Genomic DNA, 21,410 nt, shown 5'->3' with positions numbered 1-21,410 from the left:
GGGAAATTGCTAAAAAGCCGGGCAATTATTTTGTTATTGAAGACGTTCAATTATATTTGTGAGCAACCACTTTACTGCTATGCGTCAATCATTATGGATCCTTTCTTTACTGGCTTTAGTAATGGCCAGCAGCTGTATACCCAATAAGGATCTCGTATATCTTCAAGACAAGGATAAAGCCTCGGACAGCTTGCAATTTGCTCAGGAAGTCCAGAAACCTTACCGGGTGCAGATCAACGATATCCTGCAAATTCGTGTAAAGGCCCTGGATCAGGATGAAATGCAGATTTATAATCCCTTAGAGGATGCGGTTAATAATGGGGCTGTAAACGAGCAGCGCTTGTATTTTGAAGGCTTTAACGTGGATTTACATGGTAACATACGGGTTCCGGTGTTGGGCTACATTAATGTTTTAGGCTATACTGTTGCTGAAATTGAAAAGATTATAGAAGAGCGATTGTTGAAAGACCAGTTTAAAGAGGCGGCAAATCTCTTTGTAACTGTTAAATTAGCGGGTCTAAGATTTACAGCCTTGGGTGAAGTGGGCAATCCTGGGCAGCAGGTGATTTATAAAGATCGTGTCAATATTTTAGAGGCAGTGGCTCAATCTGGGGAGGTCAACTTTGTTGGTAATCGCAAGGAAGTAATGATCATTAGACAATACCCTCAAGGTCAAGAAATACACAGAGTTGATCTAACAGATCTGGCCTTAATGGAGTCGCCCTATTATTTTATTCAGCCCAATGATATGATCTATGTGAAGCCCCTCCCTCAAAAATCTTTGGGAACAGGAACAACTGGTTTCCAGACCATTATTAATGTTGCAGCCGTCATTTCAGTGGCTATTTCTACTTACTTGCTAATTTCCAATTTATAAATGCGGAATTTTGATGACGATATAGAAGATATTGATTCGGGACGACTTAGTTTCGATTTCAGAGGGTTTTTGTTTAAGGCACTAAACTTGTGGAAAGTGGTCGTCTTGTGTATTGGCTTAGCGTTAACGGTTGCCTACTTTATCAATATTAGAAAGCCCAACGTGTATCGTTTAGAAACGATTATGAGTGTGGAGAATGAACAAAGTCCCTTTTTCAGTTCTACAACCAGTATTCAATTTAACTGGGGTGGAGTATCAGGAAAGGTCAGTAGGGTGATGACTGCAGTTGCAACAAGGACCCATAACGAACTGGTTGTGGATTCTTTGCAGTTTTTTAAGTCATATTTAAGGCAGGGAAAGTACCAATTAGAGGACATTTATAATAGAGCGCCGTTTGATTTTCAAATTAGTAGAGAGTACCCACAAATACTAAATAAGTTAATTGAAATACAGTTCAGAGATAAGCATTCTATTGAAGTTCGAATTCCTGATTTAGGTAGTTCTGTATTGGCTCAGACCTATTCGGGTGAATACCCAACAGTCAATGTTTCCGTAGATCAATCTGGACCATGGTTGTTTAAAATAGGAGAGTCTGTTGAATTACCTATTTTAAATGGTAGATTTGAGAGAAGGAAAAAAGTATTGGTAGATACCTCTGTGGTGTATTACCTCAGATTCAGAAGCTTTGATGCGGTGGTGAATAGGTATAAAGGTGCCGTTCAGGTATCTTCTTTTAACAAACAGGCGTCCAATGTATTGAGACTATCAATGATAGGTCTAAATAAGGCCAAAATTGTAGATTATTTAAATTCTACCACGGCTATTTTAAGTGAAACCGAATTACGGCAAAAAAACCAATTCGCTACCAATACCATTCGTTTTATTGATTCGAGCTTGAATTCTGTTAATGCTGACTTATCAGATGTAATTCAACAAATGAATGAATTTCGGCGTAACAATCAGGTTTTTAATGTTGATGATGAAATAAATTTCAAGCTCTCTCGTATGAAGGATTTGGACTTGCAATACGAGGGTGAAAAACTAAAGTTAGAATATCTAAATACCTTAGAAACCTATTTAAAGAATAAATCAGATTACACCAAAATTGCGGCACCTACTTCTGTCGGAATTAATGAACCTAATGTTACGAACAGTGTCAGAAAAATAACGGATCTGGCGATTCAACGCCAGAATCTGGAGTACACTACCCAGCCTGAAAATATCCTATTTAAGGATGTAGATCGGCAAATAGATGCTGAGAAAAATGTCCTGTTGGAAACCCTAAAAGCGACTCGAAACACCATTAATGTTCAGTTAAGTAGCATTCAGTCCAAAATTGCTCAGATGGAGGCTGAGTTAAGAGACTTACCAGAAGAAGAGCAGGAATATTTAAAAATCCAGCGCAAGATTAATATTTCTCAGCAGGCTTACGATGTTTTTCTGGCAAGGCGATCGGAAGCCGCGATCTCCAAGGCAGCCAATGTATCCGATATTAAGGTGATTGACTCGGCAAAGGACATTGGTGGTGGTCAGATTGGGCCTAATACGACCCTCAATTATATGATGGCGCTCATGATTGGTTTTTTTGCTCCCATGTTCCTTATTTTTATTGTCTTTTTACTAGATAATACGATCCATGGGTCCGACCAGGTCACACAATTGTCCTCGATTCCCATAATCGGTCTTATTGGGAAATATCCCTATAAAAACAATTTGGTGGTTCTTGAAAAGCCTAAATCGGCTGTAGCTGAGTCTTTTAGGGCTGTTCGATCCAGTTTACAATTCATTTACCAGAATCAACAAACTCGGGTCGGTGGGAAGACCCTTATGGTGACCTCCTCAGTGAGTGGAGAAGGCAAAACCTTTACCTCCATTAACGTATCTACGGCCTATGCCTTATCGGGTAAGAAAACCATTTTATTAGGATTGGATCTTCGCAAGCCTAAAATCTTCGGAGATTTTGATGTCACTAATGATTTAGGCATTGTTAATCATCTCATTGGCGATAATACTCTGGAAGAGGTGAAGTTTCAAACATCTATTGAGAATTTAACTATCATTCCTTCCGGTCCTGTACCCCCAAATCCTTCGGAACTATTGGCTTCGGTCAATTTAACAGCAGTAATCAACCAATTGCGTAAGGATTATGACATGGTGATATTGGATACCCCGCCAATTGGATTGGTAGCCGATGCCATGGAACTGTCCCATTATGCTGATGCGACCCTATTTATGATACGGTTGGATTACACCCGTAAGGGCATGCTGCAATTAATTAATGCCAAGTACCGTACGGGGCAGATTAAAAATGTCCATTTTGTACTTAACTTCTACCGTCACAAGGCCAATTCCAATTACGGATATGGCTACGGATATGGCTATGGCTACGGTTACGGTTATGGTTATGGTACCTACGGCCGGGCCTATCTGGAAAACGACGCGAAATCCAGATTTAAACTTATCTGGCGTTGGATTCGACATAACCTGTAACATGCTTAGTCAAAAACAAAGGCTTATAAAACGTGGTTTTGATGTTCTATTATGCATGGTGGTTTTACCAGTTTTAGTAATTCCCTTTACGCTCATCTTTCTTTTGATGGCCATAAGTCTAAATCGCTGGGCCTGGTTCCAACAGCTACGCATAGGTCAATATGGTCGTCCTTTTACTTTGTATAAGTTGAGAACGCTAAGAGGGGAATTGCACGAGTTTGGATTGGAGACTGAGGATACCAATAGTTTAGGACGTTGGGTACGAAACACCCACATCGATGAGTGGCCACAATTATTAAATATTTTAAAAGGAGACATGAGTTTTGTGGGGCCGCGCCCTGATTTGCCTGGCTATGCCGATACATTACATGGAGAAGATCGACTAATACTTGATGTAAAGCCTGGGATTACAGGTCCTGCTAGTCTTAAATATAGAAGTGAATCAAGGATATTAAAAAAACAGAGTAATCCTCATGTCTACTACCATAAGGTCATATGGCCAGACAAAGTACAAATCAATAAAACCTATGTGAAGAATTACTGTTTTTCATTAGATTTACAGCTGCTTTTTAAAACATTTGTTTATGCCTTCAAATAAGGATGTGATTGCCATTATAGGCTTGGGTTATGTAGGCTTACCCCTGGCAGTGGAATTAGCCAAACAGTACGAAGTGATTGGTTTTGATATCAATGCTCAGCGGGTTATGGAATTACAAGGGGGAACCGATCACACACTGGAGGTGGAAGATTCCGATCTAAAAAAGGTATTGGTGACTGAAGCGCATCAGAGAGGCTTGTATATTTCAAATCAATCCCAGCATATTGCCCATGCCAACATTTATATTGTAACAGTACCAACGCCAACCGATCATTTAAACCATCCGGTATTAACCCCATTAGAGAAAGCCAGTGCTACTGTTGCTCAGGTGCTTAAACAAGGAGATATTGTTATTTATGAATCCACGGTATATCCTGGGGCTACGGAAGAAGTCTGCGTACCTATATTGGAGGAAATATCGGGGCTTGTTTTTAATACTGATTTTTACGTGGGTTATTCTCCAGAACGTATTAATCCAGGAGACAAAAAACATACGGTCACCAAAATATTAAAGGTGACTTCGGGTTCCACACCTGAAATTGCCAAACGAATTGACGACTTATACCGCTCTATAATAACTGCAGGGACTCATTTGGCCCCTTCCATTAAAGTAGCGGAGGCGGCGAAAGTGATTGAGAATTCACAACGCGACATTAATATTGCCTTTGTTAACGAACTGTCTAAAATCTTCAGAAAATTGGATATTGATACTAAGGCCGTACTGGAGGCTGCTGGTACCAAATGGAACTTTTTAAAATTCTCACCAGGGTTGGTCGGTGGGCATTGCATTGGGGTAGACCCCTACTATTTGGCGCAGAAAGCGATTGAGGCAGGTTATGATCCGGAAATAATTTTAGCTGGCCGAAAGCTCAATGATTCTATGGGGGGCTATGTGGCTCAGGAAACGGTGAAGATGATGATTGAGAAAGGGGCAACCATTAAAGGGGCTAAAACCCTGGTATTAGGGATTACCTTTAAAGAGAACTGTCCCGACATTAGGAACTCAAGGGTGATAGATATCATCAACGAATTACAATCTTACCATATGGAGGTGGATGTGTTTGACCCCTGGGCTTCCGCCGATGAGGTGCGGGACGAATACGGTCTTGATCTCATCAGCGAAGCTTCCAATCTTTCAGAATCTTATGACAGTATTATTATCGCGGTGGCCCATCAGGAGTTTAAGGACATGGACCTTAAGTCTATGAAACAGGCCCAAACCGTGGTATTTGATGTTAAGGGCTTATTGCCAAAAACGGAGGTGGATGCCAGATTATAATTCGCATATTAAAGCTTCGAGCATTCTTGTTACTGGTGGGGCCGGTTTTATTGGCTCCAATATCGTTGCTTATTTACTAGATAAAGGAGTTAAGCATGTGAGGGTATTGGACAATTTGTCTAATGGCTATCGACATAATATTCAAGAGTTTGAGGATCTTCCCAACTTTGAGTTTATGGAAGGTGATATACGTGATCTGGATACCTGTAAGCAGGTAATGGAAGGCATGGATTATGTGAGCCATCAGGCAGCATTGGGTTCTGTACCTAGATCCATTGCCGATCCCTTAACCTCTCATAACGTAAACGCGACAGGTTTCTTAAACATGTGTGTTGCCTTGAAGGAGTCCAAAACCGTGAAGCGTATGGTATATGCAGCGTCTAGTTCAACCTATGGGGACCATATAAGCTTACCCAAGGTTGAAGATCAGATTGGTAATCCCTTGTCTCCTTACGCCGTCACCAAATACCTCAACGAGTTGTACGCGGATGTGTTTGGAAGGACCTATCAAACAGACATGATCGGTTTACGGTATTTTAATGTGTATGGCCCCAAGCAGAGTCCTAATGGTCCTTATGCAGCGGTGATTCCCTTATTTATGCAGGCACTAGTGGATGGTAAAGCACCAACCATTAATGGAGATGGTGAACAAACACGGGATTTTACTTATGTCGCTAATGCGGTGCAAGCGAATGTCAAAGCTATGTTTGCTGATAAAGCAGCGGCCAATCAGGTCGTTAATGTAGCCTGTGGAGAACGGATTTCGGTCAACCAATTATGGCAGTACCTATCTGAGGCCTCTGGAAAGTCTATAAATCCCAAATACGGACCATCACGGCAAGGAGATGTACGAGATTCGCTGGCTGATATCTCCAAAGCACAGCGATTGATGGGGTATCAACCCGAAGTATCCGTCCGCGATGGATTAAAACTTAGTTGGGATTGGTTTTCAAAAAATCAGTAAGCATACTGTTCATTAACTGGAACGTCATTTCGAGCAAAGCGAAGGAATCTCAAACTACATTTAATCGCCATCCATTCACATTTATCAATTACTATTACTTAGAAGGCTAAAACATATATGTTTCGATTCAACCGAAAATCATCCATTCAAAACTAGAGTTTTTATACCCTTTTTCTAATTCCTCAAAATTAGATACCAGCTGTTTAACTGTTTCTTTGTTTTGTTTGGTATTAACAACTTCAACCTCTGCGTACGGTACCTTAAGAAATTCATATGCCTGAGCAATCTCTTTTAAGTGGTCCTTTTCCAGGTCTTCATAAAAAAGTTCGTGCATGCTATGTTCTTTGAATTGACTGTCTGTTTTATTCTCGTATGTAATAATTTCTTCAATTGCTTTTTTACTCTCAAGTACGTCTATACTCACTAATTTATCTTGAGTGCTTAAATTATGAGGCTTGTATTTACTTTCAGTCCATTGTTTTGTTTTTAACCCGATACGCTGTGATAAATAGACCCTAAACTGGTTCTTTCTTTTCAAGTGAATAATTTTAATTGTTTTATCCTTGAGTAGATAGTCCCAAACGGCTTGATCATCCTCATAAGGGTGAAAATAGAACAATTTAAACCCAACTTGTTTTATAGACTTGGGTCTTTTAGAAAACAACGAATTCCATATGTTGAGACAGGACTTTCCATTAAGTTTTTTGAATACTTCGCCTTCACAAATAATGTTAGGATGCTTATTTAGCAGAGACATTAAAAAGGTAGAACCAGTTCTTGAGGTGCTTATAATCACGAATTTATGATAGTCTTTATATCCAAATAGCTGATTAGTGGTGCCTGTTTTGAAGTTCAGAATCTTACGATAAATCTTTTCTAATTCTAAAATGATAGTTCCTTTTTTAGATTTCACAATGCTGTTAATTAAATAGTAATTAGAATGAACAAATAAGGATAGAAAGATATTAATAATTCCCTGCTACATGCAAACTGTTTAACTCGATTTTGGTATTAGTCTAGTGACAAACTTTTTTCAATTTTAAGATTAGATGCTTTAATAGTACCTAGTAATTATTTTGATTTAATTCCGAATTTTTAGGTTTATATGTTATATGTTACCATCTTTCTAGATTTGAGTTATTAAGGTTTTTTATTATCGTAAAAACCCTTAGATTCGTAGCATCAACCTCTAGGTTTACGCATGAGTACCTTTTTAATAACAGGAGGGGCAGGTAATATCGGTTCAGCATTAGCCGAGTCTCTGGCTTCTGATCCTGACAATGACATTGTGATCATTGATAATTTGTCCACAGGACATTTGAATAAGATTCCCAAAGCGGAAAACATACGCTTTATCAATGCCAATGTCAATATTTATAATGACATAGTTCCAGTATTCGGACGCTTTGAGTTCGACTATGTCTTTCATTTGGCGGCGGTGGTAGGAGTACAACGCACATTGGCCCATCCAATTGCAGTGCTAGAGGATATTGAAGGTATTAAGAACCTATTATCCTTGTCTAAAAATTCTGGAGTGCAACGGGTGTTTTTCTCCTCCTCATCTGAGGTTTATGGGGAACCCTTCGAGATCCCACAGAATGAGAATACCACTCCATTGAATTCCCGCTTACCCTATGCGATTGTAAAAAATGTAGGAGAAGCTTTCTTTAAGGCCTACCAGAAGGAGTACGGGCTTGATTATACCATCTTCCGTTTTTTTAATACCTATGGTCCTAAGCAGAGTGAGGATTTTGTGATACCCAGATTTCTCAAAGCAGCCCTAAGAAATGAGCCTATTACCATTTATGGGGAAGGTTTACAAACCCGTTCCTTTTGCTATATTGATGATACCGTTGAAACCGTAGTAAAAGCGCTTCATTCGGCTAATTGTATTAATGAGGTTTTAAATGTGGGTAACGATAAGGAAATGACCATTTTAGAATTAGCACACCGCATTATTAAACTAACCAATTCTAAGTCAGAAATCATTCATAGAGAAGCGCTTGAGGAAGGGGACATGCGGAGACGCTGTCCTGATCTTTCAAAAATGCGAAGTATCCTTGGAAAAGAACTAACAACCCTTGAAGAAGGACTCACTCAATTGATGGATATTGCAGTGCAATCATAAGGATGAAAGGTAGTAGCTCCGAACATCAGAATAAACTTCATTACGATCAACTTTACAGTAAGACAGGGATAGAAGGACATCTCAAGTTTCTCAAAAACCGCGATGAGTATTTTAAGGAGTATGTATCAACACACATCAGTTGGCATGGCTTTTATTATAAGAATTTTCAAGATACCCTGAACGGAAAAACTGTTTTAGAGTTGGGTGCTGGTGACGCATTGAATGCTGCAGTGATGGCTTCCTTTGGTGCTAAAGTGTTAGCAAACGATATTTCGGCTAAAACAGGGGAGCTCATAAATACATTGAATGCCGACTATCCTTTTAAGCATCCCATAGAATTTATTGGGGATGATTTTTTGTTAGCTGATATACCGGAAGACTCTGTTGATTTGGTGGTTGGGAAAGCCTTAATTCATCACTTGGACCATCAATTAGAAGAACAATTTATTAAGAAGATAGTTACAATTCTGAAGAATCATGGCGAAGTTCGTTTTTTTGAACCTGCTGTTAACTCAAAATTATTGGACGAATTGCGTTGGGCTACTCCAGTACCAGGAAGGCCCTCTAAATGGTTTCAGCCCAAAAAATTTAAGGCCTGGGAAACCAGGGATCCTCATCCTCACCGTGATAACAGTTCTAAACATTACGAGACAATTGGAAGAAAATATTTCCGTGAGGTTTTAGTGGAGCCTTTTGGTATATTTGATCGGTTCTACAGAGTATTACCAATAACCGGAAGAACAAAAGTGAAGTTTCGACAAAGTGTATTGAAGTATGAACGTATTATACCAAAATGGCTGCGGCGCAAAGGGGCAAGGAGCCAGTTAATTCTCTATAAGAATAGATAATCTTATGAGATACTCACTTAGATTTTCTTCTGAATTTGAGAGATTTAATTTAATTATTACCCTATGTTTTTATGTCTAAACACGAACATTGGCTTTATACCATTTCATCTGAACACAAATGGTTTGATCTTAATTTAAGAGAAACTTGGCGCTATAGAGATTTACTATTGTTGTTTGTGCGTAGAGACATTGTAACGGCCTACAAGCAAACTATTCTAGGACCCTTGTGGTTTTTAGTACAACCTTTATTTACCTCATTAGTTTTTACTTTGGTGTTTAATAATTTGGGGCAAATACAAACTGATGGAGTACCCCCATTTTTGTTTAATCTGGCTGGTATTACCGCCTGGACCTATTTTAAAGAATGCTTGACAAATACGTCCAACACCTTTAGAGCAAACCAAAATATATTTGGCAAGGTGTATTTTCCAAGAGTAATTGTGCCATTATCCAAGGTAGTAGCTAATTTATTTAAGTTTGGTATTCAGTTGTTTATTTTCATTCTTTTTTATCTATTTTTTGTTTATCATGGCTATGAATTATCTCCAAGTTTGAATCTTTTATTAATGCCACTTTACCTATTTCTGATGGCAAGTTTGGGGCTGGGTTTAGGTATGATTATCACGGCTATGACCACTAAATACAGAGATTTGACTGTTTTGGTAGGTTTTGCTACCTCTTTATTAATGTACTTGTCTGCAGTCCCATACCCTTTATCCGAAGCGCGCCTGAAGTTTCCAGAGTGGTTAATTCCATTTGTTGAGTTTAATCCATTAAGTCAAATGATTGAAGGATTTCGCTACATGCTCTTGGGGGAGGGAAGCTTTTCTCTTTGGGCGCTAATGTATACTTGTGGGATTAGTTTGGTTATTTTTTTAATGGGTCTCTTACTGTTTAACAGGACTGAGAAAAGATTTATTGATACGGTTTAATTATGGGTAGTATTCTTAAAATAGAAAATTTATCAAAACAATACCGGTTAGGATTGGTAGGTACGGGGACCTTGCGAGATGATTTGAAACGTTGGTGGTATAACATTCTAGGGAAGGAAGATCCTTTTTTAAAAATAGGTGAATCCAATGATCAAACAATTAGGGGAGAATCCAATTATGTCTGGGCACTTAAGGATATAAATTTTGAAGTTGAACAAGGAGAAGTTTTAGGCGTTATTGGTAAAAATGGGGCTGGTAAGTCTACTCTATTAAAAATTTTATCAAGAGTGACTAGTCCAACCATCGGGGTTGTTAAGTCTAAAGGACGTATTGCGTCCTTACTGGAAGTAGGTACTGGGTTTCATCCAGAAATGACCGGACGTGAAAATATTTATTTAAACGGGGCTATTTTGGGGATGACTAAGGCTGAGATTCGGGGTAAAGAACAAGAAATTATTGCTTTTTCAGGATGTGAGCGCTATATCGATACACCTGTGAAACGCTACAGTTCTGGAATGCGGGTGCGTTTAGCCTTTGCAGTAGCAGCTCATCTAGAGCCAGATGTTTTGGTGGTGGATGAAGTACTAGCGGTTGGAGACGCGGAATTTCAAAAAAAGGCCATTGGTAAAATGAAAGATATTTCTAAAGGTGAAGGTAGGACTGTATTATTTGTATCCCATAATATGGCAGCAGTTAAGAGTATATGTTCAAAGGCACTTGTTTTGGAAAATGGTCAGAAAGTATTTGATGGAGGCACAGATGAGGCAGTTACCTATTATCTAAAAGGAAATAATAATCAATTAAATTCAAGTAGCTTTCAAACAGAGTTTGACACTGAATTATATTGTTTGAGATCTATTGAAGTAAAAAACGATAATAAGGTGGTTGGCGAGCCAATCGTAGAGGATAAGGAAATTGTGATTAGTACAGATATTGAAATTAAAAGTTCTAGGCCTGAAAGGTATCATATTACCTATCACCTTAGAAGTGAGACTGGAGAGCCCTTGTTTTCAATTTCACATAGAAGGTCTGGATTACTGTTAAAAAAGGGGGATAATAAAATTCATTGTGTTTTCCCAAAGTCATTTTTGCAACCTGGTCAATTTTTCCTCTCAATTTATCTCATAGAAGACCGGCGGCAGGCGATTTTTATTGAAAAAGATATTGCCAACTTTCTAGTGGTTAATGGGGCTAGAGAGTTAGGTGTATTCATGGGTAGAGAACCTGGTTTTATTAGACCGCAATTTGAATGGTATGAAGGCTAAAATAAACGTCACCAAGACCTTCTTGCCCTCACAGGAAGAATATCAGTCAATTTTAAAACGGGCTTGGGATACAGGCTGGATGACTAATAGAGGGGTTTTAGTGAAAGAACTGGAATTAAAATTAAAAGAATTCTTAGGGGTGTCAAATATTATTGCAATGACCAATGGTACACTCCCAATACAAATTGCAATTAAAGGCTTGGGACTAAAAGGCGAAATTATTACAACCCCTTTTACTTATGTTGCCACTACAGCGGCTATAGTCTGGGAATCTTGTACCCCAGTTTTTGTGGACATTCATCCAACGTATTTAACAATAGACGAAACAAAAATAGAAGCCGCAATTACCTCTGAGACTTCTGCTATTTTGGCAACCCACGTTTATGGGAATCCCTGTCATGTAGAAGAAATAGACCGCATTGCAAGAAAGTATGATCTTAAAGTGATTTATGATGCAGCTCATTGTTTTGGGGTTAAATACAAAGGGGAATCTATTTTTAATTATGGCGATGTAAGTACCTGCAGTTTTCATGCCACCAAGTTGTTCCACACTGGTGAAGGTGGTGCACTATTTTGTAAATCTGAATACTATGATCAGTTTTTTCAACACCATAATTTTGGACACGAGGGTCCCGAAGCTTTTTATGGATTAGGCATTAATGCAAAAATGTCTGAATTACAAGCGGCCATGGGGCTAGTTGTACTACCATATATGAGTGAAATTATGGATCGGCGTAAAAGGGTAATTAATTTGTATCAAGAGTGTTTAGGTGGTTCAAATATTGATATGTTTCATATTCGAGATAAGGCCATTTGGAATTATGCTTATTTTCCTGTAATGTTCGAAAGTGTAAAAAAATTACTCGAGGTAAAACAAACACTTGAGATTAACAATATTTATCCTAGAAGGTATTTTTTTCCAACCATGGATACCTTACCATATCTAAGGCAAAGTAGTTGTTACATTGCAAGAGATGTTTCAAGGAGAATTCTTTGTCTTCCATTACATGATAAATTAACAGAAAGTGATATTTTAAGAATTACAAGTCTAATTGTATGAGATATTCTCTCAACGCAGCCTAATTACTTTTGCTAAGTCATATCAAAAAATATCGTTTTATACTGTTACCAATTTTACTGTTCATAGTTGCAGCTAATGTTGTTCAGAGTATGCAAGAACTCGGAATCGATATTTTTGAAAGTTGGAGACGAACAGTCTATTATTCTTCACAATTAATTTTTTTGTTTTTAGGTGCTTTTTCTTTAATCTGCTCTTCAAGGTTCAAAGACCAGATAAGAAAAATTAAGAATCTTCCAGTTCCGACTGGGGTCAAATTGGCAGTGCTAGTTGTGATATTAGGAAACTCAATCTGTATTTTACTTGGAAAACCAAATTATCCTTTTTATGATGTTGGGATGTTTAGATGGTCAAGCCCATTTATTAATAAACCAAAAACCGTCTATTTCCCGAAATATTATTATTGGTTAAATAATGAACCAAAGATTCTTGAACTAAGAAAGGAAGGGACATTTTTTATGGCGGAGCACTTTGGATTGGGATATACCCACGAGTATACATTTGCTACAACTTTTCATAATAAATCTCAGAGGGAGAACTTCGAATTTCTACTTGAACATTTGCAAGATGACGGTATTGACACATTATGGGTAGGAATCCATGCTGTAAACTATGAAACAAAAGAAGTGTGGTTCGATCCAGATATTTGTAAAGCCATTGAAATAAATATCCAGAAGCAGATTCATTATGGTCCTATTTTTATTCCGGAATATCAATTGAAAGAGTGTTATGCAGATTGATTATTCAAACAACCATATTTTAGAAAGAATCAAACGACCTGGATCAGCAAGACAATTGGCGGTATTCAGAATTTTATTGGGACTTCAAATTTTTTACTCTGCGAGTAGTGAATTATTGAATTTGCTTCAAGTTGTCAATGGAACTGAAAAGCCGACAATATTCCCACAGTTTATGGATAATTTAATTGCAGAATTTTCAGTCCCATATTTGCAGGTTATAACACAAGTTCTCAGTGTGTTTTTAATATTGGGCTTATTTGGCCGCCTAGTTAAGCCCTTGCTTTTTACTTCATTTTTGTTATTATTCAGTTTTTGGTATAGTCATTTTGATGCACCGGTTCCGTGGTTGTATTTATGGTTTCCTTTATTGATTTTAATGTTTGCTCGATCAGAGGATGTATTATCTCTTGATAAATATTTTGGTTTTATAAAAACCGAATCAGAATACAAGAATACTTATCGATGGCCCGTAGAATTAGTTTCAGGTTGGTTTGTCTATATATATGTTGCCGCTGGACTAGCGAAAATAATCCCTCTTTACAAAGGTGTCAGTTGGTTAGATGGGGGAACTAGCCAAGGAATTATTTACGATAGGTTTTTAAACTCAATTTGGTTTTACGTTTTTAAGGAGCCAGTATTTGATTTTACAACTAATGGTTGGCTATTTGCGTCCTTGTCTATAGGTTCTTTACTTATTGAATTATTTTGTATTATTATTTTTTTCACCAACAAGTTTAACATTTTAGTAATATTTTTAATTGTAAGCATGCACTTTTTTTTATATCTCGCAGGCGTTCCGGGTTTTATGCAGACTGCTCTAGTTTTGAGTGTTTGTCTTTTACCTATCAAATATTTTGAAAAGAAAATACGATAATGCGAATCCTCTACGTCACGAGACATTTTAATTACAGTGGATATGCCATTTTACAAACTCTAATAGAAAATAATTTTGATTTAATTGGAGTGGTGTTGAAAGATGAGGAACCAAAGAGGCATGATTCTTTGGCGTTTCATCTCAGTAGAATTTCCTATTATTTATCATCCAAACTTTTAAATTTTGAACGAATAAAAAATTTTAATTCAGAACAAAACCTTGCATTGAAAAATCATATTCCAATTGTAAGAATAGATTCTATTAAAAGTGAGATGTTCTTTGAAAGACTTAAAATTTTAAATCCTGATATAATAGTTCTTGGTGGCGGTTGGTATGAGCTGCTTCCGGAAAGAGTGTTTGGTTTTCCAAAATATGGTTGCATAAATACGCATCCTTCGCTGTTACCCGAATTTAGAGGAACTTCTATAACAAGGTGGCAAGTTTTGCATGGTGTGATAAAAAGTGGTTCTACTATACACTATGTCAATGAACGATTTGACACAGGCGGCATTATAGATCAATTAGAATTAGATATTCCATTCCCAAATTCATATTCTCCACAACAATTATTCAATTTACTTGGCCAAAAAGGTGCGCAATTAATGGTACCGATTTTGAGAAATATTGAATCTAGAAGTGGCTTTCTTGAAGAAAGACAAATTGACCATAACCCTGAGTTTTATAAATACTTTAAAAAATGGCAATGGAAAAAAGATGATTTGGTAATTGATTGGACAAAGCCTCTCGATAAAATTTATAATTTCGTATTGGCTTCAACACAGGAACATTATAAATATCTAGGTCCAATGTTTAATTTCAATAAAAAAGTATATTTTCTCAGAAAGGTAACATTAATAGTAAAGAAAAAACCAAGTGACTTCGCATCAGATTCGTTATTTGTAGTCCTCACTGGTAAACGAATGATTGGGTTAACAAGTAACAACTCAAACTTTATACTTCAATTGGATAAAATTCAAAGGTATGATTCTAAGCCATTAATATTAAGAAGAGCTTTTAATCCCTATAGATTATTTGAATCAAATTTAAATCAGTTATTTATTAATGAATAATCCAACTCGTAAAAATCAGGAAGAGGTTTACAGGAACCTTTATGAGAACCATAAAGGTACCTCAATGGCGGTTAGCAGCGAGTCCCAAGCTCACAAAAGACTAAGATTTAATGAGATATGTGGAATATTTGAGAACGAACAAGAGAAGTTTACTGTACACGATGTTGGAATGGGCTTGGCACAACTTTATGAGTTTATGCTGGCTAACTTCTCAGACTTGAACTGGGAATACAGTGGGACGGAAATTTTACATGAATATGTTACTGAATGTCGGAATAAGTATCCTGACATTAATTTTTATAACAGGGATTTGGCTGTGACACCAGGTGAAGATTATTATGATTACCTTTTACTTAGCGGCGTTTTCCATCAAAGACGCGAATCCAAAATTGGGGATTGGGAGAGGTTTAGCCAGAACATATTGAGGAATGCCTTTCATATGTGTAAAAAAGGAATCAGTTTTAATTTTATATCACCTTTTGTTGATTTTTATCAAACCCAAGTGTATTATGCCAATCTTCCAAAACTATTGAATTTTATAATTGATGATCTGGGTAGATTCTTTGTTTTAAAGCATAATTACGCTTTATATGAATTTACGGTTTATGTATATAAAGAGTCATACATAAAAGGTCTTCATCCAGACAGTGAATTCAAAAAGTATTTTAAAGTTGAAGAATGAATGTATTACTCACTAGTAGTGGAAGAAGAGGGTACATGGTTAATTACTTCAAGAAGGTATTTAATCCGATAGGAGGAAAAGTCCACACATGTAACTCAGAACGCCTTTGTTCATCATTTAAGGCGGCAGATGCCTATATAGTAGCACCGAAAATATATGACGATGGATATATTGACTTTATTTTGTCCTATTGTGCCGATAAGAATATTAAACTCATTGTACCATTATTTGATGTTGATCTTTTAATTCTGGCAAAATATAAAAGCATAATTAAATCTCATGGAATTACGGTAGTTGTTTCAAATGAAGAAGTTGTAAGAATTTGTAATGACAAATGGTCTACTTACAAGTTTTTAAAATCTCAGGGTGTGGCCGTACCAAGAAGTTTTATTGATGTGGACTCGGTAATCAAGGCTAATCAAGATGGTATTCTGGCATTTCCCCTAATGCTCAAACCAAGATGGGGGATGGGTTCTATAGGAATTAGGAAGATCCATAGTGTAAGTGAGTTGAAGTTTTTTGATGATTATGTTAAAACTGAAATTAAGAATTCCTATTTAAAATATGAATCGGCAATTACCCCAGATCAACAAATCATTTACCAAGAATATATTGAGGGTGACGAGTATGGTCTAGATATTGTGAATGATTTAAATTCTAATTATTATTTTACTTATGTTAAACGGAAATTAGCCATGCGATCAGGCGAAACAGATATTGCTGTTTATGAGGATAACAAAGATTTAAGAACATTAGGCCAAGAGATTGCATCATCCCTTAAACATATTGGTAATTTGGATATGGATGTTATAACTTCTAATGGGTTACATTATGTTTTGGATTTAAATGCAAGATTTGGTGGTGGTTATCCATTTACTCATGCTTTGGGGGTTGATCTTCCAAGATTAATAATGGAATGGGTTTTGCAAATAAAACCGACAGATTTTAAATTTAAGGATTTGAGCAATGATGTATTTTTTAAGGATATAATTGTGAGCTAATGGTTCGATTACCTCTAGTTAGTGTAGTTTGTACCGTTTATAACAATGAAAAATATTTGCGGCAGTGCCTGGAAAGTTTAGTTACTCAGAATTGCACATTCGATTACGAGATCATCGTTCATGACGACTGTTCCACTGATTCATCACAAGAAATTATAAGGGAATTTGAAAATAATTATCCAGAGTTCATAAGGCCAATATATCAACCAAAAAATATTTATTCTCAAAACATAAAGCCATGGCCAATATGTTTTGAAAAAGCAAGGGGTAAGTTCATTGCTATCTGTGAAGGCGATGATTATTGGACAGCACCCTATAAATTACAAAAACAGGTAAGTTTTTTAACAAAAAATCCAGAATTCGGAATATGCGGACATAATGTGAAAGAACTAAACTCATTTAATGGTAAGCAGCGTATCTTACCTGGGATCAATGAGTACATGACATATTCTATAATTGATTATGTAGACAGAAATTATACCGCAACATGTTCCATAGTTTTTAGAAAGAATTGTCTCAATTTGCCTCATCCTTTATTTAAATATTCACCCTTTGGCGATTGGGCAATATCATTACTCATTATGGATAAATCAAATGGTAAAATACATGTCTTAGATGATGAAATGGGCTGTTACCGAATTCATGCTGATGGTAGTCATGGTAGATTTCATAGAAATAGAAATTCATTAGTTCATGCATACAGGCTTCATTTGATTTTTATTAGAACTGTTAAGAAGTATTTATTAACACAAAAGGTTTATGAAAGACCAATTAATAAGAAGTTAAGAGATACAAATAGGTTAATTAGTTCTATTTATCCAGTGTATAGTTTTCAATCTATTAAATATAAAATTTACTCGAAGTTATACCATATTAAAATGTTCTTAAAGATTTGAAAAAGATACTATTTATTACCCATGATACATCCAGAACAGGGGCTCCAAAGGTTCTTTTATTGTTTTTGAATTGGATTGTGGTTAATTACCCCAATATTTATTTTGAAATAGTGGCTCTTAGAGGGGGGGGGATGGAAGGTGAATTTAAGGATTTAAAAAGGCCTTATTACAATTTTGATGCTGAAAAAAAATTGTTTTACGGGAGTATGGTAAATCGTATTCTAATGAGATTAAGGATTTTTAAGAATGACATTTTTAGAGATTCCTTTATAAAGAATAATGAATTGGACAAATTTGATATTATTTATGCCAATAGCGTGGTTTCAATACCTTTTGCAATAGCACTTAAGGATAGTAATCCAGGGTCAAAATTGGTCACTCATATCCATGAATTTAAAACCGTTATAAGTCAAAAGCTCCCAAACCTGGGCGACTATGTCGATAAAATCAATCGAGTTATTGTGCCAGCAAATAGTCTAAAACAAGAGTTAGAAGATGAATTTGAAATTGAAAAGGAAAAAATTAAAGTTATTCGTGAAGTAAGTACAATCAGACCTAAAACTGATTCTCATCAATCTAACGGTGTTTTTGTGGTTGGTGGGGCTGGATCTTTTAGTTGGCGTAAAGGACCTCATCTTTTTATTCAGGTAGCTCGCCATTTTCTAAAAATGTATAATAAGAATGTTGAGTTTAGATGGTATGGAAAGCTAAATAATGCAGAGAGATTGACCATAGGAGAAGATATTAGAAAGTTAGGTTTAGAAGAGTCTATTTTTTTTAAAGGAGAGATAATGGAAATTAGTGATCATTTTAATCAAATGGACATATTTTTATTAACGTCAAGAGAAGACCCATTTCCTTTGGTCTGTATTGAGGTTGGGATGTTGGGTAAACCCATAATTTGTTTTGAAAAGGCTAGCGGAACTCAGGAAATTATTGAAGAAAAAGGTGGTTTTGTGGTTTCTTATCTAGATATTGAAGAAATGGCGATGCGTATCAATCAGTACATGGAAGATAAGGAATTAATGACTTCACATGGGGAGTATAATAGAAAAGAATTCTCCAAATTCACACCAGACGGAATTTGTCCTAGGTATTTTCAAGTAATTATGGAGTTATGTTAATAAGCTATCATCTTTTTTAACCTAAAGAAAAATGAAATAAAATTCTGAATTTGAGTTTAGCCATTATTATACCCTATTATAAACCAGATTTTTTTGAAGACACTTTAAATTCAATTCTATCCCAGACCGACCAGAGGTTTTCATTATATATTGGCGATGATGCGAGTAGGACTGCACCGGTGAATTTATTAGATAAATTAAAATTTGAATGCCCGATACGATATAAAAGGTTTGAGAACAATCTAGGAGGTAAGAGTTTAGCACAGCAATGGTGTCGTTGCATTGACATGTCAATAGATGAGGAATGGATAATGATATTATGTGATGACGATACAGTTAGTTCTAATTTGGTTGAGGAGTTTTATAAAAATTATCACCAATTTAATGAAAAGGCTAATGTCATTAGATTCGCTTCCAAAGTTTTAAATATGAAAACCCAAGAGTTATCACAGGCTTATACCCACCCTATTAAAGAAAATATCTTTGAGTTTCTGGAACGAAAAACAAACGGTATGCGTAGTTCTCTTTCTGAATATGCGTTTAGAAGGGATTCGTATTTAAAATATGGATTTAGAGATTACCCCTTGGCCTACCATAGTGATGATATGGCTTGGGTTCAATTTTCAGAGGAGAAGCCCATATATTCTATTAATGAAGCGGAAGTAATCTTTAGATTGTCTGATGTCAATATAACTGGTAACTCTCAGTTGAAAAGACAGAAAGACGTAGCTTCTCAGAAATATTTTTCTGATTTAATAAGAGGATATGGGTCAAAACTCAATAAGAGAACCCTTATTTTCTATTTGATGCTGTATGAAAAAAATATAAAACAAAGCAGAAAACTAAATAATTCAGAATGGTTGTTTTTATTGAGGTATTATTTGAGGTTTTTTCATAAGAGTCCAGTAAGTTTCCTTAAATTTCTCAGGCGTTTTATAATTAACTCCCAAAAGTAGTATTGTTAATATGGGGAAAGAAATGATATCTGTAGTTATAGCATGTTATAATGATGATCAGTTTGTTACCAAAGCTGTCGATTCAATTTTAAAACAGACCTACAAGAATATTGAAATAATTGTGGTTGATGATGGTTCGAACGCCAAGACTAAATTGGTTTTAAGCACAATTGAACCACGCATTACCAAGCTAATTACCCAAGAAAATAGAGGACAAAGCATTGCGAGGAACAACGGTATAAAAGTCTCTAAAGGGCAATTGATTTTAAATTTAGATTCAGATGATTATTTTGAACCTGAGTTTTGCGAAAAAGCAGTTGCACTTCTCTCCAGAAATGAGGATATTAGAATAGTGACCTGCTGGGCCAATCGTTTTAGTGAGTCTGGACATTCAGAGCTTGTCAAACCCAGAGGTGGTTCTTTTAAAAACTTTTTGTTTGCTAATTCCGCTCTAGGCAGTTCCATGTTTAGGAAAGGCGATTGGTACAGATGTGATGGATATGAAGAGAATCTCCCCATCTTAGGTTTTGAAGATTGGGAATTATACCTAAACATATTAAAAACTGGAGGTCGGGCTCATGTCATTGATGAAGTCTTATTTAATTACCAAGTACGGGTAAATTCTACAACAGATCGTATAAGAAGCAAGAAGTTAGACAAGTTTAAAGAAATAGTCTTAAAACACAAAGATTTGTATCTGGAGGATTTTGAGGACCTCTTAGATCACTTTATTCATAGGGTCAAGCAAGAAGAATTTCAAGTCCTTAAAACTAAAAACAAATTAGACTTTCGTCTGGGGCAGCAAATACTGAACCCAATTAGAAAGATAAAATCGATCGCTAAAAAACGAAATTAAATTTAGGTGAAGGATCTCAATAATTCAGATAAAGTATTCTGGCATCGATATCTACCCTTCTATGAAGAAGAATTTAAAGGTATGGATGGATTTGAACATATTCTTGAGTTTGGAGTTTTTAAAGGGGCTTCTATTAGATGGCTTTTTGAAAGATTTCCGAAATCTATGATTCATGCAGCTGATATACTTCCTGTTCAAGAAGAATGGCCTATACACGATAGAATTCAATACTATTATGTGGATCAGGATTCTAAGCAGTCAATCATTAAGCTTTTTAAAGCTATTGATACCAAACTCGACCTAATTATCGAAGATGGAAGTCATAGGCCTGTTCATCAAAAAAATTGTTTGATCCAAGGATTAAATAATTTAAATCCTGGTGGTGTTTACATTCTTGAAGATCTACAGACTTCTCATCCTGGCCATATTTTCTATAAAGAACTTAGGAAGAAATATTTTGGTCCATACCACTTATTGTTGGCGTTAGAACATCAATTGGCTACATTCAATAAGATTGACCTTGATAGCTTAATAAATGGAGAACCTAAGTCTTTATTCTCTAAAGAAGAACTAGGCTCTGTCGTTGAAAAAATTAAATCAGTTAAAATCTATAAACGTTCCACATTGCCTTTAAAATGTTATCGCTGTGGCAGTTCATCTTTTAACTACATAGATTTAAAATGTTCTTGTGGAATTGGTTTAATGTCTGAATCAGATTCGATTTCAGCTGTTATTCATCTTAAATAGCAGAC

21 protein-coding genes are annotated in these 21,410 nt (G+C 36.1%); 20 read left to right on the top strand and 1 reads right to left on the bottom strand.

Annotated elements, in window-relative coordinates; translation table 11 throughout:
• The first annotated feature begins 79 nt into the window (after window positions 1-79).
• From DN064_RS05040 to DN064_RS05020, 5 genes are read left to right on the top strand one after another with little or no spacing between them, the layout of a single operon-like run.
• Window positions 80-877 (top strand): polysaccharide biosynthesis/export family protein, encoded by a 798-nt coding sequence (locus DN064_RS05040; protein WP_115461539.1) that lies wholly within the window; start codon window positions 80-82, stop codon window positions 875-877.
• Complete coding sequence (locus tag DN064_RS05035) at window positions 878-3,367, top strand: GumC family protein (protein ID WP_115461538.1); 2,490 nt, start codon at window positions 878-880, stop codon at window positions 3,365-3,367.
• 1 nt (window position 3,368) lies between these two features.
• Window positions 3,369-3,965 carry a sugar transferase gene (locus DN064_RS05030; protein ID WP_115461537.1) on the top strand — a complete coding sequence of 199 codons (597 nt, stop codon included), beginning with the start codon at window positions 3,369-3,371 and terminating at the stop codon, window positions 3,963-3,965.
• A complete protein-coding gene (locus tag DN064_RS05025; protein ID WP_115461536.1) occupies window positions 3,952-5,244 on the top strand; it encodes a nucleotide sugar dehydrogenase in 1,293 nt (430 codons plus the stop codon). The genes DN064_RS05030 and DN064_RS05025 overlap by 14 nt, the downstream gene beginning before the upstream one ends.
• The gene (locus DN064_RS05020) at window positions 5,231-6,208 is read left to right on the top strand and encodes an SDR family oxidoreductase (RefSeq protein WP_115461535.1); all 978 of its coding nucleotides are present in this window, start codon (window positions 5,231-5,233) and stop codon (window positions 6,206-6,208) included. Before DN064_RS05025 ends, DN064_RS05020 begins: the two co-directional genes overlap by 14 nt.
• A gap of 127 nt (window positions 6,209-6,335) precedes the next feature.
• Here the strand turns inward: DN064_RS05020 and DN064_RS05015 are convergent, their stop codons facing one another.
• Window positions 6,336-7,121 carry a sulfotransferase domain-containing protein gene (locus tag DN064_RS05015; protein ID WP_115461534.1) on the bottom strand — a complete coding sequence of 262 codons (786 nt, stop codon included), beginning with the start codon at window positions 7,119-7,121 and terminating at the stop codon, window positions 6,336-6,338.
• A gap of 288 nt (window positions 7,122-7,409) precedes the next feature.
• On the opposite strand from DN064_RS05015, the gene DN064_RS05010 reads away from it, so the two are divergent.
• From DN064_RS05010 to DN064_RS04940, 15 genes are all read left to right on the top strand, one after another.
• Window positions 7,410-8,336 carry an NAD-dependent epimerase/dehydratase family protein gene (locus DN064_RS05010; RefSeq protein ID WP_115461533.1) on the top strand — a complete coding sequence of 309 codons (927 nt, stop codon included), beginning with the start codon at window positions 7,410-7,412 and terminating at the stop codon, window positions 8,334-8,336.
• A gap of 2 nt (window positions 8,337-8,338) precedes the next feature.
• On the top strand, window positions 8,339-9,184 hold the full coding sequence (locus DN064_RS05005) for a class I SAM-dependent methyltransferase (protein WP_115461532.1): 846 nt from the start codon (window positions 8,339-8,341) through the stop codon (window positions 9,182-9,184).
• Between the two features lie 71 nt (window positions 9,185-9,255).
• A complete protein-coding gene (locus DN064_RS05000; RefSeq protein ID WP_115461531.1) occupies window positions 9,256-10,116 on the top strand; it encodes an ABC transporter permease in 861 nt (286 codons plus the stop codon).
• A gap of 2 nt (window positions 10,117-10,118) precedes the next feature.
• Window positions 10,119-11,381, top strand: coding sequence for an ABC transporter ATP-binding protein (locus tag DN064_RS04995; RefSeq protein WP_394347477.1), 1,263 nt, complete (start codon window positions 10,119-10,121; stop codon window positions 11,379-11,381).
• A complete protein-coding gene (locus DN064_RS04990; RefSeq protein ID WP_115461529.1) occupies window positions 11,371-12,441 on the top strand; it encodes a DegT/DnrJ/EryC1/StrS family aminotransferase in 1,071 nt (356 codons plus the stop codon). The genes DN064_RS04995 and DN064_RS04990 overlap by 11 nt, the downstream gene beginning before the upstream one ends.
• Window positions 12,442-12,716: 275 nt before the next feature.
• Entirely contained in the window at window positions 12,717-13,199 is a 483-nt protein-coding gene (locus tag DN064_RS04985; RefSeq protein ID WP_157962240.1) for a hypothetical protein, read from the top strand.
• The gene (locus tag DN064_RS04980; protein ID WP_115461527.1) at window positions 13,189-14,073 is read left to right on the top strand and encodes a hypothetical protein; all 885 of its coding nucleotides are present in this window, start codon (window positions 13,189-13,191) and stop codon (window positions 14,071-14,073) included. The genes DN064_RS04985 and DN064_RS04980 overlap by 11 nt, the downstream gene beginning before the upstream one ends.
• Before the next feature lie 95 nt (window positions 14,074-14,168).
• Entirely contained in the window at window positions 14,169-15,143 is a 975-nt protein-coding gene (locus DN064_RS04975) for a methionyl-tRNA formyltransferase (protein ID WP_157962239.1), read from the top strand.
• Window positions 15,136-15,825: a hypothetical protein gene (locus tag DN064_RS04970; RefSeq protein ID WP_115461525.1), complete on the top strand. Its 690-nt coding sequence runs from the start codon at window positions 15,136-15,138 to the stop codon at window positions 15,823-15,825. The genes DN064_RS04975 and DN064_RS04970 overlap by 8 nt, the downstream gene beginning before the upstream one ends.
• Complete coding sequence (locus DN064_RS04965; protein ID WP_115461524.1) at window positions 15,822-16,826, top strand: ATP-grasp domain-containing protein; 1,005 nt, start codon at window positions 15,822-15,824, stop codon at window positions 16,824-16,826. Before DN064_RS04970 ends, DN064_RS04965 begins: the two co-directional genes overlap by 4 nt.
• Window positions 16,826-17,722: a glycosyltransferase family 2 protein gene (locus tag DN064_RS04960; RefSeq protein ID WP_115461523.1), complete on the top strand. Its 897-nt coding sequence runs from the start codon at window positions 16,826-16,828 to the stop codon at window positions 17,720-17,722. The genes DN064_RS04965 and DN064_RS04960 overlap by 1 nt, the downstream gene beginning before the upstream one ends.
• Complete coding sequence (locus DN064_RS04955) at window positions 17,719-18,846, top strand: glycosyltransferase family 4 protein (RefSeq protein ID WP_115461522.1); 1,128 nt, start codon at window positions 17,719-17,721, stop codon at window positions 18,844-18,846. Before DN064_RS04960 ends, DN064_RS04955 begins: the two co-directional genes overlap by 4 nt.
• A 50-nt stretch (window positions 18,847-18,896) precedes the next feature.
• Window positions 18,897-19,802, top strand: a complete 906-nt coding sequence (locus tag DN064_RS04950; protein ID WP_157962238.1) for a glycosyltransferase family 2 protein — start codon at window positions 18,897-18,899, stop codon at window positions 19,800-19,802.
• Window positions 19,803-19,812: 10 nt separating this feature from the next.
• Window positions 19,813-20,658 (top strand): glycosyltransferase family 2 protein, encoded by an 846-nt coding sequence (locus DN064_RS04945; RefSeq protein WP_115461520.1) that lies wholly within the window; start codon window positions 19,813-19,815, stop codon window positions 20,656-20,658.
• Between the two features lie 6 nt (window positions 20,659-20,664).
• Window positions 20,665-21,405 carry a class I SAM-dependent methyltransferase gene (locus DN064_RS04940; protein WP_115461519.1) on the top strand — a complete coding sequence of 247 codons (741 nt, stop codon included), beginning with the start codon at window positions 20,665-20,667 and terminating at the stop codon, window positions 21,403-21,405.
• Window positions 21,406-21,410 lie beyond the last annotated feature (5 nt).

Origin of the sequence: Winogradskyella aurantiaca (assembly GCF_003362725.1) — a bacterium.
GTDB lineage: Bacteria > Bacteroidota > Bacteroidia > Flavobacteriales > Flavobacteriaceae > Winogradskyella_A > Winogradskyella_A aurantiaca.
Note: the sequence above shows the minus strand (reverse complement) of the source record. Positions and strands in the feature narration are given on the sequence as shown.

Coding starts and splice junctions, on each gene's coding strand:
- DN064_RS05040 (WP_115461539.1), top strand. CDS start 80: ATGCGTCAATCATTATGGATCCTTTCTTTACTGGCTTTAGTAATGGCC.
- DN064_RS05035 (WP_115461538.1), top strand. CDS start 878: ATGCGGAATTTTGATGACGATATAGAAGATATTGATTCGGGACGACTT.
- DN064_RS05030 (WP_115461537.1), top strand. CDS start 3,369: ATGCTTAGTCAAAAACAAAGGCTTATAAAACGTGGTTTTGATGTTCTA.
- DN064_RS05025 (WP_115461536.1), top strand. CDS start 3,952: ATGCCTTCAAATAAGGATGTGATTGCCATTATAGGCTTGGGTTATGTA.
- DN064_RS05020 (WP_115461535.1), top strand. CDS start 5,231: ATGCCAGATTATAATTCGCATATTAAAGCTTCGAGCATTCTTGTTACT.
- DN064_RS05010 (WP_115461533.1), top strand. CDS start 7,410: ATGAGTACCTTTTTAATAACAGGAGGGGCAGGTAATATCGGTTCAGCA.
- DN064_RS05005 (WP_115461532.1), top strand. CDS start 8,339: ATGAAAGGTAGTAGCTCCGAACATCAGAATAAACTTCATTACGATCAA.
- DN064_RS05000 (WP_115461531.1), top strand. CDS start 9,256: ATGTCTAAACACGAACATTGGCTTTATACCATTTCATCTGAACACAAA.
- DN064_RS04995 (WP_394347477.1), top strand. CDS start 10,119: ATGGGTAGTATTCTTAAAATAGAAAATTTATCAAAACAATACCGGTTA.
- DN064_RS04990 (WP_115461529.1), top strand. CDS start 11,371: ATGAAGGCTAAAATAAACGTCACCAAGACCTTCTTGCCCTCACAGGAA.
- DN064_RS04980 (WP_115461527.1), top strand. CDS start 13,189: ATGCAGATTGATTATTCAAACAACCATATTTTAGAAAGAATCAAACGA.
- DN064_RS04970 (WP_115461525.1), top strand. CDS start 15,136: ATGAATAATCCAACTCGTAAAAATCAGGAAGAGGTTTACAGGAACCTT.
- DN064_RS04965 (WP_115461524.1), top strand. CDS start 15,822: ATGAATGTATTACTCACTAGTAGTGGAAGAAGAGGGTACATGGTTAAT.
- DN064_RS04960 (WP_115461523.1), top strand. CDS start 16,826: ATGGTTCGATTACCTCTAGTTAGTGTAGTTTGTACCGTTTATAACAAT.
- DN064_RS04945 (WP_115461520.1), top strand. CDS start 19,813: ATGGGGAAAGAAATGATATCTGTAGTTATAGCATGTTATAATGATGAT.